This window comes from Mesorhizobium sp. M1A.F.Ca.IN.020.06.1.1 (genome assembly GCF_004023265.1).
Taxonomy (GTDB): Bacteria; Pseudomonadota; Alphaproteobacteria; order Rhizobiales; family Rhizobiaceae; genus Mesorhizobium.
Map to the genome: position 1 here is coordinate 1 of NZ_RZSR01001273.1, position 1338 is coordinate 1338.

1 pseudogene is annotated in these 1338 nt (G+C 69.1%); it reads left to right on the forward strand.

The annotated features are described in order from the left end of the window. Positions 1-1338, forward strand: a pseudogene (locus EOA60_RS33210) (kinesin); the annotation flags it as partial.

Below are 1338 nucleotides of genomic sequence, written 5' to 3' on the forward strand. Positions count from 1 at the left end.
GCGGACCTCGCCAAGCTCGCCGAAAGCCGCGCCTCGATCGACGGCCTCGTCGCCGCCCAGGTGGACAAGCTCGCGGAAGGCCGCGATGTCCTCACGCGCGCCCTCGAGGCCGACCTGGCCAAGCTCGCCGAGAGCCGCGCCGGCATCGACGGGCTGGTCTCCGGCCAGGTGGAAAAGCTCGCCGAGGGTCGCGACATCCTCAAGCGGGCGCTTGAATCCGATCTGCAGAAGCTGGCGGAGAGCCGCTCGGAGATCGACGGCGTCATCGCCGGTCACATCGGCAAGCTGTCCGAAGGCCGCGACATGCTGGCCCGCGCGCTGGAAGATGACCTCGTCAAGCTCGCCGAAGCGCGCAAGGACGTCGACCGTTCGGTGTCCGGCCATATCGACCAGATCGCGGCCAAGAGCAGCGACATCTCGGCGGCGATCGCTGCCGATGTCGAGAAGATCGAGCAGGCCTTCAGCCGCCAGACCGGCATCATCGAAGAACGCGCCGGCACCATGGAGCGTGCGCTTTCGGCCGGCGTCGACAATGTCCGCGGCGTCCTCGAAAAGACCGCCGTCTTCGTTGCCGGCGCGCTGCGCGACAAGGTGATGGAAATCACCAGCACGCTACACGAGCAGGCGGGCGCCGCCTTCAGCGACGCCGATCGCAAGATCGCCGAACGCGCCGAACAGACTTCGGCTGCGCTGCTCGCCCGGGCCGAAGAGATTGCCAACGCCTTCGAGCAGGCCGACCGCCGCCTGCACGAGCGCGCGCAGGACACCTCGAGTATGCTGATGGCCCGCGCCGATGACGCGTCCAACGCGCTCATGGCCCGTGCCGAGGAAACCGCCGACAAGCTCGCCGCCCGCGCCGGCGAGATCGCCGGCACCTTCGACGCCGCCGATCAGAAACTGGTCGCCCGCGCGGTCGAAACGGCGCAGTCGCTCGCAGCCCGCGCCGGCGACATCCTGCGCAACTTCGAGGGCGCGGACGAGCGCCTCAGCATGCGCATCACCGAATCGGCCGAAGCGCTGGCCGCCCGCGCTTCGGATCTCGGCCGCATCTTCGACGCCGCCGACCAGCATCTGATCTCGCGCATTGCCGAAGGTTCGGAGGCGCTGTCGTCGCGGGCGTCTGAAATTGCCCGCATCTTCGACGACGCCGACAACCGTTTGGTGTCGCGCATCGCCAGCAGCACCTCGACCATCGGCGAACATGCCGACACCATTGTCGGCGCATTCGCCGCCACCGAGCAGCGCGTCGCCGACCGTGCCCGCCAGACCGGCCAGGAACTCGCCGTCCACGCCCGTGAGATCGAGCAGGCGCTCGCCGGTGCCGACGAACGCCTGGCC